Raw genomic sequence first — 12,419 nt, forward strand, 5'->3', positions numbered from 1 at the left:
GCGCACGGCCAGATTGCGCCCGATGGCCGCTAGGCGCGGCTGGGCAAGGTGAGCTTGCAGCTCTGGCCGATATCCAGCGTGCTCAGCATGCGGCCCATGCCGATCCACATCGCGCACGACAGCGTCAGGTCGGCCAGCAGCTCGTCGGAGAAGTGTTGGTGGGCGCGCTCCCAGAAGTCCTCGTCGTACTTCAGGTTGACGTGATCGGTGCCGAACCGGTGGGCGAACTCGGCGGCGACGCGCTCCTGCTCGCTGTACCCCGGCCAGGTCTGCCATTCCAGTGCGTGCTCGTAGAGTTCCTCGTCCACGCCGGCGGCCGGACCGTCGGCATCGCGGGTGTTCTGACACAAGACGCATTCGTTGTCGTGGGCAATCACCGCGCGCGCGAGTTCGCGCACCCGCATCGGCAGGCGGTTCTTGTCGCTGTAGACCGCGCTACTGAAGCCGGCCATCGCCGTTCCGATGTCGGGGGATTTGACGATCCAGCCGGCGATGTCGTCTTCGGCGAAGTTTCCGATTCGGCTCATGGCGCGATGGTACGCCGTGGAAGGTGAATCTGGAACACGTTCTAGTTTTCCCGCCGGGCGGGTTCGGTCAGCTCGGTGGGCGCGACACGCACTGCGCGGAGTACAGCTCCACGCCCAACTTGTCCATCAGCTCGAGCTGGGTTTCGAGGTAGTCGATGTGCAACTCCTCGTCGGCCACGATCGACTCGAAAAGGTTGGCGGTGGTGGAGTCCTGCTTCTCGCGGCACAGGATGATGGCCGGCTTGAGGCGGGCGACCACTTCGTATTCGATGGCCAGATCGCTCTCGAACTGTTCGCGCAGGGTCTGCCCGACGCGAAGCGAGCCCAGTCGCTGATAGTTCGGCAAGCCGTCGAGGATCAGGATGCGGTCGGTGATCGCCTCGGCGTGCCGCATCTCGTCGAAGGACTCGTCCCTGGTGTGCTTGGCCAGCTCGGTGAAGCCCCAATTGTCCTGCATCTTCGAGTGCAGGAAGTACTGGTTGATCGCGGTGAGCTCGCTGGTGAGCTGCTCGTTGAGCAGGCGAAGAACTTCCGGGTCACCTTGCATGACGTCTCCCCCAGATCGGCGGTCTTTGGGCTTGGCGAGCGGCCCGGATGTGCCACCAACCCTAGTGCACCGCCGGCGGCGGCCCCGTGAGATTTCCCGGGCGGGAGTGTTGTAGGTACGCCTAACTAAGGTTAGTCTCCACTAACATGTCCGGTGTGCGACGCCGTTCCGCGATGAGAGGGAAGCGCTGATGTACGTCTGCCTGTGCGCGGGGGCGACCAGTGCCACGGTCAGCGCGGCCGTCGCGGGTGGGGCGTGCACCTCCAAGCAGGTCGCCGCGGCCTGCGGCGCGGGCGGCGACTGCGGCCGCTGCCGGCGCACCGTGCGCGCGATCATCGAGCAGCATTTCGCCGCCACGGCCGGCGATCCGCCGTGCCGGCAGTGCACCGGCAACGTGTTCTGCCAGCTGCACGCCGGCGCCCGGCGCACCCCGGCGCGAATGCACTGACCTCTTACGAGCGGCCGCGGTGGAAGTCGGCCAGCGCCTCGGCGTTGGCCGCCGCGCCCATCAGCTCCTCGAAGAAGGCGTATTCACGGGCTGCGGCCGCCGCGATCTCGGCGCGGGTCGGCTCCACCATCGTCTGCTTGACCGCGATCAGGCTCGGAATCGGCCGGGCGGCAAGCACATCGGCGTGCTTGCGGGCGTCGGCCAGCAGCTCGTCCGGTTCGCTCACCCGCCAGACCAGCCCCATCCGCAGCGCCTCGGCGGCATCGACCCACTCCGAGGACATCAGCAGCCAGGCGGCGTTCTGGCGACCGATCAACTGCGGCAGCAGGTAGGACGACGCCGCCTCCGGCGCCACTCCCAGGCTGGTGAAGGGGCACTTCAGCCGTGCCGTCGACGACATGAACACCAGGTCGGCGTAGCCGAGGATCGTCGTGCCGATGCCGAGTCCCACGCCGTTGACCGCACAGATCAGCGGCTTGGGAAATCGGGTCAGTGCGTCGATGAGCCCGGGGAATCCGTGTGTGCCCGAGACGAAGTCGGGATCGGTGATCCGCGCCTGCATGTCGCCGAGATCCTGGCCCGCGCTGAACGCGCGGCCCGCGCCGGTGATCAGGACCACGGCCACCTCCGGGTCGTCGGCGGCGGCCAGCAACGCCTCGGCGGTGGCGTCGTAGAGCGCCTCGTTGAAGGCGTTGAGCGCCTCGGGGCGGTTGAAGGTGATCGTGCGGACCCGATTCTCGTCGGCGATGAGGAGCGTCACGCGGCAGAGCCTAAAGGGCTCCCATGCCGGGCGGCGCGGCCCAGCCCGGCAGATGAGACTCAGCCGCCTTCGTCACGCTTGGAGAGGAAGCGCTCGGGATGGTGGAAATCATTCACCCCGCCGATGAGTGGCAGGTGTGGCGGCGGTATCCATTCGGTTTCGCCGTTAGGGAGTTTGCGGGTGGTCCAGCCGCCGGTTTCGACGAGTTGGTTGTCGGCTGGGCAGGCGAAGCCCAGGTCGTCGATGTTGGTATTTCCGCCGTGCTTCCAGTCTCTGGCTGCGTGATGGACCTGGGCCGCGTAGCCAGGGACGGTGCAGCGAGGCTTTGTACAGCCGCGGTCTTTGGCGTGCAACACAATTCGCTGATCGGCGGAGGCGATGCGTTTGGTTCGCCCCAGCCATAGGGTTTGACCGGTGATGCCGTCGAAGATGGTGAGGTAGTGGTAGCTGTGCCGGGCCATGCGGATGACGTCGGTGATGGGCATCATGGTGCCGCCGCCGGTGATGCCGTGGCCGGTCTTGGCCTGAAGTTCTTGCAGGGTGGTGGACACGATCACGGTGACGGGTAGGCCGTTGTGCCGGCCCAGTTGCGGGTCGCCGAGCTTGCTGCGCAGCATGGCGGCCAGGGCGTCGTGTTGGCGTTGTCCGATGGTCCGGGTGTCGGCCTGCACCTGTTCCGCGGCGGGTTGGCCGTCGGTGACGGCGGTTTGGTCGGCGGGGTTGCACATGCCGGGCGCGGCGTATTTGGCGAAGATCGCCTCGACGTAGGACCGCAACTCCGGGGTGGCGCGGATCCGGATCTCGCTCATCCCGTCGGATTGCTGGCGCCCCACGACAACGGTGCGTTTACGGGCCCGGTCCTCGTCGGAGAACTCGCCATCGGGATTGATCTCCAACGCCAATCGATGCGCTACCCGGCTGAGCTGATCCGGTCGCATCCGCAGGGCGTGTTCGGCGAGAAACACCTCGGCGTCCGCACGTACTCCTTGTGGGACGTCGAAGGGCAACTCACCGAGGAACTTCTGGATGATCCGGACGTGCTCGACATCCAAACCCCCGGCGCGCCAAGCCTCGGCGGTTCCGGGCTCCCGCGGTGCCATCGGTTCACCGGTCAGCGATGTGCGCGGGGTCAGCGGCTCGGCGACCGCCGCGCGGCGGCGCGCCTCGGCCGGGGTGATCCGCAACCAATCGGCCAGAACCTTGGCCGGCTTGCCGCCCAGCTCGCCGACCTCGCGGCGGTGCAGCTCGTGGCTCATGTCGTAGCGCACAACGTCGTGGCGGCGAGTCGCTTTCTCGCAGCGGGCAGCCAGATCGAGCAACTCCATGGCCGACAGCCCGGCCAAGTCCACCTTGGCCAGCGTGGTCAGCGCCGCGTCGATCGCCTCGAGCGACTCACCCACCTCAACCGGGAGCATGATTCGAACACTAGTGCGACACTCCGACAGGGAGTGATTCCCCGAGCAGATCTGTGGATGAATCCGAGACTGGGGACGAACGTCGACTCAGCCGTTGCTGTACACCCGGGTCGGCGTCACCAGAACCACGACCCGCCCCTGCTCGACCATCGTCGCGTCGTATTCGGCCCAGTTGTCATGGGTGCCACCGCATGCGGTGAACACCTCGCGCAGCAGCAGCCGCAACTGATCGGCCGAACTCAGCCACGCCGGGCGGTCATCGGGGCCGGCCAGCTCCGCGCGGCCCTCGACCGTCGCCCACCGCCAGCCGTCGCGGAAGGTCAGCGTCACCGCCGGCCGCGTACGCAGATTCGCCAGCTTGACCCGCCCGTAGGTGACGAACGCCAGCACCGGTTCGGCGGTCGCCGGGTGCGCCACGATCCCGGCGTTGATCAGCGAGGCCTGGATGGTGTCGTCGGCGCGCAGCGTCGCGACGACCGCCAGGCCGCGATCGGCCTGGGCCAGCGCGACGGCCTCGGCCAGCGTGGTCACGGCTGCTCGGCGCGGAACGGATCACGGAAGACATAGCGGCTGGTGGGCACCGCGTCGATGTTGACGTTGGCCCCGAATGCCGATGTGCTGGCAACCATCTGCTCCATGCGGCTCTGCAGATCGGCGTCGTCGGCCGCGCCGAAGAACGCGTGCAGACTGCTCACCGCCTCGATCGGGAAATGCTCCTCGACGATCGCGTTGAGCACCGGGGCGTCCTCGGTGAGCGCACGCACCACGTAGTTCTGGACATAGGTGAACGTCGACTGGGTGGCGATCGCCACCGGGGTGTGGTTGCCGTGCCAGCGGGCCAGCCAGGTCGGCTCGTCCATGTCGGCCGGCCGCCGCAGCAGCGCCATGTTCGCCAATCCCGGCGACCGCTCCCCGGGCGGTGTCGACAGCGGCGGCAGCGGCGCGGACTCGGTCACCAGGTAGGCGGCGATCTCCTCGGCGTAATGGCCGAGCAACTCCAGCGCCATCAGCATCTGGTCGCCGTAGTACTGCTGCGTCCACACACTGACCAGGGCCTGCACCGGCGGATCCAGGGTGGTCAGCGTCATCAGCGAATCCCGCACGTCGCGGTCGCGAACGTTGACCGCCAACCCGGGCAGGCCCAGGGCCAGCAGCTCCTGGGCGACCGGCCCGCACAGCTGGTCGGCCCACTCGTCGTCGGCGGCGGCGGTACGCAGCGTGACAATCACCTTCTCCATGGCGCCGAACCTACCTCCCGGCCCGCCCCGATCACCGTGTCGATCCCACCTGGCCGGACCGGACGCGGCGTAGGCTGGCGCGCCTTACGGAGATCGGGAAGTGGTCTCCTCGTGGCAAGGAGAACCGATGGCACAATCCGGACCCGAGCCGGCGCCGGTGCGGCGCGACGTCCTGCCGATCCCGGACGTGCGACACGTGGGGCTGACCACCTACGACGCCAAGGATCCCGACACCAGTTACCCGCCCATCACGACGCTGCGGCCGCCCGCGGGGGCGCCCAATGTGCTGATCGTCCTCATCGACGACGTCGGTTTCGCCGCCTCCTCGGTGTTCGGCGGCCCGTGCCACACCCCGGTCGCCGAACGGCTGGCCGGAAATGGACTCAAGCTCAACCGGTTTCACACCACCGCGCTGTGCTCCCCCACCCGCCAGGCCTTGCTGACCGGTCGCAACCACCACTCGGTCGGGATGGGCGCGATCACCGAGATGGCCACCTCCGCGCCCGGAAACAGCAGCATCCGCCCCAAAGACAAGGCCCCGCTGGCCGAAACGCTGAAACTCAACGGCTATTCGACGGCCCAATTCGGCAAGTGTCACGAAGTGCCGGTCTGGGAGGTTTCGCCGGTCGGCCCGTTCCATCAGTGGCCGACAGGCTCGGGCTTCGAGTACTTCTACGGATTCGTCGGCGGCGAGGCCAACCAGTACTACCCCGGCCTGTACGAGGGCACCACCCCGGTCGAGCCGCCGCGCACCCCCGAAGAGGGCTACACCCTCACCGAGGACCTCGCCGACCACGCGATCACCTGGGTGCGCCAGCAGAAGGCGCTGATGCCCGACAAGCCGTTCTTCATGTATTTCGCTCCCGGCGCCACCCATGCCCCGCACCATGTCCCCGCGCAGTGGTCGGCCAAGTACCGCGGACGGTTCGACGAGGGCTGGGATGCGCTGCGCGAGAAGATCTTCGCCCAGCAGAAGGCGCTCGGTGTGATCCCCGAAACCGCCGAACTGACCGCCCGCCACGACGAGATCCCGGCCTGGGACGCGATGTCCGACGAACTCAAGCCGGTGCTGGCCCGCCAGATGGAGATCTACGCGGGTTTCCTGGAGCAGACCGACCACGAGATCGGCCGGGTGGTCGACGCCCTCGACGACCTCGGCGTGCTCGAGGACACCCTGGTGTACTACATCATCGGCGACAACGGTGCCTCGGCCGAGGGCACCCCGGTCGGGTGCTTCAACGAGATGGCCGTGCTCAACGGGATGGCCGGCATCGAGACCGAAGAGTTCCTGCTGTCCAAGATCGACGACTTCGGCACCCCGGAGGCCTACAACCACTACGCCGTGGGCTGGGCGCACGCGCTTTGCACGCCCTACCAGTGGACCAAGCAGGTGGCCTCGCACTGGGGTGGCACCCGCAACGGCACCATCGTGCACTGGCCGGCCGGGCTGGTCGAGACGGGCGGCACCCGCAATCAGTTCCACCACGTCATCGACGTCGCCCCCACCATCCTGGAGGCCGCCGGCATTCCGGCACCGTTGAGCGTCAACGGAATCCAGCAGGCGCCACTGGAGGGCGTCAGCATGATCGGCACGCTGCGGGACGGCGCGGCGCCCGAGTCGCACGTGGTGCAGTACTTCGAGATCATGGGCAACCGGGGCATCTACCACAAGGGCTGGACGGCCTGCACCAAACACCGCACGCCGTGGAAGGTCGACACCCCGCCGGCCTTCGACGCCGACATCTGGGAGCTCTACGGACCCGACGACTGGACCCAGGCCCACAACCTCGCGGCGCAGAACCCGGAGAAACTCGCCGAGCTGCAACGCCTGTGGTTGATCGAGGCGGTGAAATACAACGTGGTGCCACTGGACGATCGCTCCTTCGAACGGATCAACCCCGACATCGCCGGGCGTCCCCAACTGATCCGCGGCTCCAGTCAGCTGCTCTTCGACGGTATGCGGGTCAGCGAGAGCTGCGTGCTCAACATCAAGAACAAGTCCCATTCGGTGACCGCCGATCTCGTGGTCCCCGACGGCGGGGCCGCCGGGGTGATCTGCACCCAGGGCGGTCAGGTGGGCGGCTGGGCACTCTACGTGCACGACGGCCGGCTGAAGTACTGCTACAACTTCTTCGGCATCCAGTACTTCTTCGCCAGCGCCGACGAACCCCTGCCGGCCGGCAAGCATCAAGTGCGGATGGAATTCGGCTATGACGGTGGAGGATTGGCCAAGGGTGGCACCGTCACGCTCTACCACGACGGTAGGCCGGTCGGCAGCGGGCGGGTGGAGATGACCATTCCGATGGGTTTCTCGGCCGACGAGGCCTGCGACGTCGGGCGCGATACCGGGTCACCGGCCTCGCCGGACTACGGGCCCACCGACAATGCCTTCACCGGCCGGATCGACTGGGTGCAGATCGACATCGGCGAGGACAACCACGACCACCTGATCACCCCGGCGGATCGGCTCACGCTGGCGATGGGGAAACAGTGACCTCGTCGCGCAACCAGCGTGGGGTGATGAAGACGCCTTCGGCCTCCACCGTGATGCCCTCGGCATCGGAGATGTGGCCGGCGACAAAGGTCTTCACTCCGTCGACCCGGGTGATCTGAGCCTCGGCGTGCAGCGGGCCCAGCGGCGTGGCCCGCAGGTAGCGCACGGTGATGCTGCCGGTGAACCGCGGCTTGCCGTCCGGGCTGGCGGCCTCGCCGAGCACGTGATCGAGCACCAGCGCCGACACCCCGCCGTGGACGTGGCCGGGCGGACCTTCGTAGGCCGCGCCGAGGTGGAAGTCGGCCCACCGCCGGCCGTCGGGCTCCCGATGGATCTGAACCGGTGGAGCGCTCGCGTTGCGCAGGCCGATCACGGCGTTGCCCCAACTGATGCTCTGGCCCGAGGTGGTCCGCCGAACCCCGAAGGAGCCCTCGATCTGGCGGCTGCGCAGCCGCGCCGTCGCGGCGTCGATATCGGCTTTCACCGCGGCGACCGTCTCGGCGTCCACCTCGGTGCGGATCGTCGCGTCGACCAGTTCACGCACCGAGATGGCCAGCGGCTCGTAGATCGCCCGCAGCCGGGCGATGTCCTCGGTGGACAGATCCTCGACGGTGAATTCCAGCACCCCAGCACTAGAGCATGGGCCCGCCACGGTGTCGAACCGGGGTCCCGCCCCGCGCTAACACGATTGACACACAACCGACCCCGCGTTGGAACGCGAGCGTCGAGAATGACCAGTTAGCGACGGACAGCCACACCGTGGTCGGCTCGGGTCGCGCCATGCTGTCCCGACGCCCCAGGAGGCCTGCCGATGAGCACTGACGTGACCGAGCCCGCACCGGCGACACCGAGCGAGCTCAAGATCCCGTGGTGGACCCGCGGTGACCTCAACGCGTTCTTCGGGCTCGGCTTCAACATCCTGGTCAACGTCTTGACCCTGACCACGCTGATGATCGGCGTGGTCAAGCTGCCCGCCGACGACGTGCTGGGCACCGTGCTGCCCGCGCTCGGCGTGGCCCTGGTGCTGGGCAACCTGTACTACACGTTCCTGGCCCGCCGGCTGGCCCGCAAAGAGAACCGCACCGACGTCACCGCGCTGCCGTACGGCCCGAGCGTGCCGCACATGTTCATCGTGGTCTTCGTCGTCATGCTGCCGGTTTATCTGGCCACCAAGGACCCCATCGAGGCCTGGAAGTCCGGTCTGGCATGGGCGTTCATGATCGGCATCATCGTCATCATCGGTGGCTTCGTTGGCCCCTACATCCGCAAGCTCACCCCGCGCGCGGCGATGCTGGGCACGCTGGCCGGCATCTCGATCACGTTCATCTCGATGCGGCCCGCCGCGCAGATGTGGGAGGCCGCCTGGATCGGCCTGCCGGTGCTGGCGATCATCCTGATCGGCTTCTTCACCGACGTGAAGCTGCCGGGCAACATCCCGGTGGGTCTGGTGGCGCTGCTGGTGGGCACCGCGATCGGCTGGATCGGTGGCTTCATGTCGGCTCCCGATGTCAGCCAGGCCGTCTCCGACATCGCGATCGGCATCCCCGACCTTCGCATCGACTTGCTGATGTCGGGGCTGGCGCACCTGGCTCCCCTGCTCGGCACCGCGATCCCGTTGGGCGTCTACAACTTCACCGAAGCGATGAGCAACGTCGAAAGCGCCGCCGCGGCCGGTGACAACTACAACCTGCGCAGCGTGCTGCTGGCCGACGGCGCCGGCGCGGTGATCGGCTCGGCGTTCGGTTCGCCCTTCCCGCCCGCGGTCTACATCGGGCATCCGGGCTGGAAGGACGCCGGTGGCCGGGCCGGGTACTCGCTGGCCAGCGGCGTGGTCATCGGCTTGCTGTGTTTCCTCGGGCTGTTCGGGGTGCTGGCCGCGTTGCTGCCGGTGCCCGCGATCGTGCCGATCCTGCTCTACATCGGCCTGCTGATCGGCGCCCAGGCCTTCCAGGCCGTGCCGCGGTTGCATGCGGTGGCCGTCGTCGCCGCCCTGTTGCCCAACCTGGCGCAGTGGGCCAGCGGCCTGATCGACAACGCGCTCAACGCGGCGGGCACCTCGGCGGCCAAGGTCGGCATGGACGCGCTCGGCGGGGCCGGCGTGGTCTACGACGGGCTGCAGACCCTGGGCGAGGGCGCCATCCTGGTCGGGCTGCTGCTGGGCACCATGGTGACGTTCATCCTGGAGAAGAAGTTCCGCTACGCCGCGCTGGCCTCGGTGGTGGCCGCGGTGCTGTCCTTCATCGGATTGATCCACGCGCCGGAGATCGCCTGGGCGGCCAATCCTCAAGTGGCGCTTGGCTATCTGTTCTTCGCGGTGGTCTGCCTCGGCTACTCGCTGTTGCCCGGCGCCAAGGAGCCAGTCACCGTCGACGAGTCCGACATCGTCGCAGGCCACTAGGGCCGGGTTGTTCGCGGCTAACTCGGAGTTGCTTGCTGAGACTGCTGGCATTCGTCTTCCAGCGCGAATCAACTGCTCCGTGTCGTCGCGGTAAACACTTATTGACGGTTGCGCTATCGACGCACAGGAAGTTGCCAGGTCTCTTTACGCTATCCCCGATAAGTCGTGTTACGTCGGGAAGGCAGCATCGTGGACTCACCCTCGGTCAGAGCTCGTCTCGTATCGGCCGTGTTCGCGACGGGGCTCGGCCTTGCGATCGCGGCCTGCCCGTGGGAAGCGGCAGCCCAGCCGGATGAGGCGAGCACGTCCGGGTCTGCTTCGCCGTCACACTCCGCTGCGAAGGCTGGTCCTGCCCGAACTGCGGGCGTCGCCGGGCCGGCCGCCACAAGCGCTGAGCGGCGCGTAACCGACAGCGCGGCAACGGCCCCCGCGCCATCGACGAAGCGCCCCAGCACTCCCGTGCGCGTGAACCGTCCGGTCCCCTCGGCGGCGGCGGTCAGCCGAGCACCACGTCTCACACCGGCGACCGACCTCGTTCCGGCCTCGGCGGACACCCGAGCTTCGGCGGTCGAAGTCAACGTTGCGGGTTCACCGGTGCCAGAACCCCCGATCGCGACACGCAATTCCCAAGCGGTGTCGGCGGCGTCGTCGGTACGGTCCGTCGACACTCTCGCGAGCGTGGTCTCGCGACTGTTGGCACTGGCCGGCAATCCGGGGCTGCCGACGCTGCCGCGACCGCTGGACGCTGTGGCCTTGGCAGTCTCCCGCCACACGCCGTGGGGTCCCACACTGGGGAGCACCACCCAGGGGTTCGTCTTCCGCAACGAGAGCGATCAGTCCGTCACGTTCGTGGGGTACGGAACCGCCGAACGTCCAGAGAACGGTGGACCGGCGCCTGACACCGTGATCGCGCCGAATCAGACGATCCGATTTGAGGTCGTCTACAACTTCTTCAAGACCACCAGAGTCCAGGCCCTGTTCACCACGGACGAGGGCAACACGATCTTCACCGCCAATCTCACCGTGGGGCCGTTCAACGGGGCCGCGTCCACGTGCGCGAGTGCCGGCGGCGGTCAGCGGTGCTTGGCAGACGGCAAGAACCTCAGGTTCGTGAACGCGGCCCCCACCAATCTGGCGGCCCTGTTCAACGCAGTGGACGCTACGCCGACGCGTGCTGGTGACCGACTGCGCGGCGTGGTGGCCGGATTGCTGGGCACCACCACGCAGGGCTACACCATCTACAACCTCACCGGTAAGCCGGTGACGTTGGTGGGCTACGGCACCAGCGAACTCCCGGAGAACGGCGTCCCCAAAGCGGGCACGGTGATCCCCGTGGGTGGGACCGCTCGGATCGAAGTGATCTACAACTTCCTGCGCACGACCACGGTCGAGCCGGTGTTCAGCACCGGACCCAACGGAACCATTTTCACCGCCGACCTGACTGTCGGCGCCTTCAACGGCGCATCGTCGACCTGCGGCGCAGTGGGTGGAGGTGACCGCTGCTCGGCTGACGGCAAGTCGGTCGTCTTGGTGCAGGCACCGGGCGGCAACACCATCATCGGCCCCGACCAGGCCGCAACGCAGGCCAGAATCATCGAGGCGCTGTGCAAGGACGGCGGCAAAGGGCGGTGCGACTTCACGCCCGAAACCCAGACGATCGGCCTGAGCGCGCCGAAAAACGTTGCCAGCCCGATCATCAACCGCGGCTTGAACCCCATCAAGCGCACCCTCAAGCTGATCGATGTCCTCAGTCAGACGGACAGTCTCAACATCACCGCCAAGGGGTCGTTCAGCAATCTGACAAAGACGATCAACCTGGAGATCTCGACCGCGTACGGACACACGTGGACCGCCACGAAGACGTTCGAGGAAGACATCGAGGTGACCACGCCGCCCGGATATACGACGACCATCACCGCTCGGCAACCCGTCTATCGGGTGACGGGCACGCTCACCGTGGTCGTCGACGACACCACGTTCACCCTGACCGGCGTGCAGTTCGACTCTCCGGTCGAGTCGGAAAAGTTCGGTTCGTACGAGATCATCGACACCCCGAACGCGCCGCCCACCGCGGAGTTGCCCCACTGGCTTGCGGCGGTGCTCGCGGCGCTCGGTCTCGGGGTGCACAAACCGATTCAGCTGTAGCGGCCGGACTAGTCGGCGACGAACGGAACGTCGGCGTCGTCGGCGAGCACGATGTACAGCCGCCGCCACGGGTCGGTGTCCACCAGATGCCACTGGTGGCCGGAGCCGACGGTGTCCTCGGCCAGCAGCACATCGCCGGGGGCCAGGGTGAACTCTTCGCCGTCGCGGGTGAGGAACGCCAGGGTGCCCGACAGCGTGACGACGAGCTGACGCACCGGCGCGGTATGCCAGGCCAGCGTGCCACCGGCGGCGGTCTCCTCGGCCGTCACCCGGCTCGACGAAATCGCAGCCGACACCAGGTCGCCGTTGCGCCCCGGCGTCAGCTCCAGGCGGCCGATCTGGACGTGGGACTGGTCGTCGGCCCCGGTGAACAAACGCACGCAACGAATCACGGTGTGCACCCTTTCGTTCTGGTCGGTTGCAACGGTATCCGGACCCGGCACACTG

Annotated in this window: 12 protein-coding genes; 4 read left to right on the top strand and 8 right to left on the bottom strand. The window is 67.5% G+C overall.

Features of this window, described 5'->3' with window-relative positions; genetic code table 11:
• Positions 1-29: 29 nt before the first annotated feature.
• Positions 30-527, bottom strand: a complete 498-nt coding sequence (locus MSZK_RS18750) for a carboxymuconolactone decarboxylase family protein (protein WP_099250201.1) — start codon at positions 525-527, stop codon at positions 30-32.
• Between the two features lie 67 nt (positions 528-594).
• On the bottom strand, positions 595-1,074 hold the full coding sequence (gene bfr, locus MSZK_RS18755) for a bacterioferritin (protein WP_099250202.1): 480 nt from the start codon (positions 1,072-1,074) through the stop codon (positions 595-597).
• A gap of 190 nt (positions 1,075-1,264) precedes the next feature.
• On the opposite strand from bfr, the gene MSZK_RS18760 reads away from it, so the two are divergent.
• Positions 1,265-1,522, top strand: a complete 258-nt coding sequence (locus tag MSZK_RS18760) for a bacterioferritin-associated ferredoxin (protein ID WP_099250203.1) — start codon at positions 1,265-1,267, stop codon at positions 1,520-1,522.
• Positions 1,523-1,526: 4 nt separating this feature from the next.
• Here MSZK_RS18760 and MSZK_RS18765 read toward each other — a convergent pair whose 3' ends face one another.
• The 4 genes from MSZK_RS18765 to MSZK_RS18780 all read right to left on the bottom strand — a co-directional run bounded on the left by MSZK_RS18765 (position 1,527) and on the right by MSZK_RS18780 (position 4,935).
• The gene (locus tag MSZK_RS18765; protein ID WP_099250204.1) at positions 1,527-2,282 is read right to left on the bottom strand and encodes an enoyl-CoA hydratase/isomerase family protein; all 756 of its coding nucleotides are present in this window, start codon (positions 2,280-2,282) and stop codon (positions 1,527-1,529) included.
• A 59-nt stretch (positions 2,283-2,341) separates the two neighbouring features.
• On the bottom strand, positions 2,342-3,697 hold the full coding sequence (locus MSZK_RS18770; protein ID WP_099250205.1) for an HNH endonuclease signature motif containing protein: 1,356 nt from the start codon (positions 3,695-3,697) through the stop codon (positions 2,342-2,344).
• 87 nt (positions 3,698-3,784) lie between these two features.
• Complete coding sequence (locus MSZK_RS18775; protein ID WP_099250206.1) at positions 3,785-4,228, bottom strand: TIGR03618 family F420-dependent PPOX class oxidoreductase; 444 nt, start codon at positions 4,226-4,228, stop codon at positions 3,785-3,787.
• Complete coding sequence (locus MSZK_RS18780; protein WP_099250207.1) at positions 4,225-4,935, bottom strand: EthD domain-containing protein; 711 nt, start codon at positions 4,933-4,935, stop codon at positions 4,225-4,227. The genes MSZK_RS18775 and MSZK_RS18780 overlap by 4 nt, the downstream gene beginning before the upstream one ends.
• Before the next feature lie 127 nt (positions 4,936-5,062).
• Between MSZK_RS18780 and MSZK_RS18785 the strand changes: the two genes are divergently transcribed.
• On the top strand, positions 5,063-7,429 hold the full coding sequence (locus MSZK_RS18785; RefSeq protein WP_099250208.1) for an arylsulfatase: 2,367 nt from the start codon (positions 5,063-5,065) through the stop codon (positions 7,427-7,429).
• On the opposite strand, the gene MSZK_RS18790 is transcribed toward MSZK_RS18785, so the two are convergent.
• Positions 7,404-8,054: a PaaI family thioesterase gene (locus tag MSZK_RS18790; RefSeq protein WP_099250209.1), complete on the bottom strand. Its 651-nt coding sequence runs from the start codon at positions 8,052-8,054 to the stop codon at positions 7,404-7,406. The genes MSZK_RS18785 and MSZK_RS18790 overlap by 26 nt on opposite strands.
• Before the next feature lie 186 nt (positions 8,055-8,240).
• On the opposite strand from MSZK_RS18790, the gene MSZK_RS18795 reads away from it, so the two are divergent.
• Positions 8,241-9,827, top strand: coding sequence for a regulator (locus tag MSZK_RS18795; protein ID WP_099250210.1), 1,587 nt, complete (start codon positions 8,241-8,243; stop codon positions 9,825-9,827).
• 678 nt (positions 9,828-10,505) lie between these two features.
• Positions 10,506-11,972, top strand: coding sequence for a hypothetical protein (locus MSZK_RS18800; protein WP_142389959.1), 1,467 nt, complete (start codon positions 10,506-10,508; stop codon positions 11,970-11,972).
• An 8-nt stretch (positions 11,973-11,980) separates the two neighbouring features.
• Here the strand turns inward: MSZK_RS18800 and MSZK_RS18805 are convergent, their stop codons facing one another.
• Positions 11,981-12,352: a hypothetical protein gene (locus MSZK_RS18805; protein ID WP_371411360.1), complete on the bottom strand. Its 372-nt coding sequence runs from the start codon at positions 12,350-12,352 to the stop codon at positions 11,981-11,983.
• Positions 12,353-12,419: the final 67 nt, after the last annotated feature.

Source organism: Mycobacterium sp. shizuoka-1 (assembly GCF_002723835.1).
In the GTDB taxonomy this organism is placed as follows: Bacteria; Actinomycetota; Actinomycetes; order Mycobacteriales; family Mycobacteriaceae; genus Mycobacterium.

Coding starts and splice junctions, on each gene's coding strand:
- MSZK_RS18795 (WP_099250210.1), top strand. CDS start 8,241: ATGAGCACTGACGTGACCGAGCCCGCACCGGCGACACCGAGCGAGCTC.
- MSZK_RS18780 (WP_099250207.1), bottom strand. CDS start 4,935: ATGGAGAAGGTGATTGTCACGCTGCGTACCGCCGCCGCCGACGACGAG.
- MSZK_RS18760 (WP_099250203.1), top strand. CDS start 1,265: ATGTACGTCTGCCTGTGCGCGGGGGCGACCAGTGCCACGGTCAGCGCG.
- bfr (WP_099250202.1), bottom strand. CDS start 1,074: ATGCAAGGTGACCCGGAAGTTCTTCGCCTGCTCAACGAGCAGCTCACC.
- MSZK_RS18750 (WP_099250201.1), bottom strand. CDS start 527: ATGAGCCGAATCGGAAACTTCGCCGAAGACGACATCGCCGGCTGGATC.
- MSZK_RS18785 (WP_099250208.1), top strand. CDS start 5,063: ATGGCACAATCCGGACCCGAGCCGGCGCCGGTGCGGCGCGACGTCCTG.
- MSZK_RS18770 (WP_099250205.1), bottom strand. CDS start 3,697: ATGCTCCCGGTTGAGGTGGGTGAGTCGCTCGAGGCGATCGACGCGGCG.